The sequence below is a fragment of the Pseudoalteromonas sp. 120-MNA-CIBAN-0494 genome (genome assembly GCF_040308885.1).
GTDB classification, from domain to species: domain Bacteria; phylum Pseudomonadota; class Gammaproteobacteria; order Enterobacterales; family Alteromonadaceae; genus Pseudoalteromonas; species Pseudoalteromonas nigrifaciens.
The window spans coordinates 1-260 of the sequence record NZ_JBEOOE010000178.1 but is presented as its reverse complement, the minus strand read 5'-3'; the positions used below and the strand labels follow the sequence as shown (position 1 = coordinate 260).

General features: G+C 35.8%; 1 pseudogene. It reads right to left on the bottom strand.

The window, feature by feature from the left end:
- Window positions 1-260, bottom strand: a pseudogene (locus AAEY55_RS18435) (sigma factor SigB regulation protein RsbQ); the annotation flags it as partial.

Genomic DNA, 260 nt, shown 5'->3' with positions numbered 1-260 from the left:
CAATAAACTCACCAACAGATGTTGCTGCCAGGGCATCATTTTCACTTTGTAAAATTAAACACGGTTGTGTAATCTCTTTTAGTAGATAACGATAATCAGATAAAAAAGTCGCTTCAGCAAAGTTTTTCGCAATAACCGGGTCGGTAGAACAAAAGCTGCCTGATAATTCACCAATAAGTTCATCAGAATTGGTTGTTCCCATTACTAACGGAGCTAAATAATTAGCCCAGCCAATATAATTTTTGTCCATTAGATTTAAC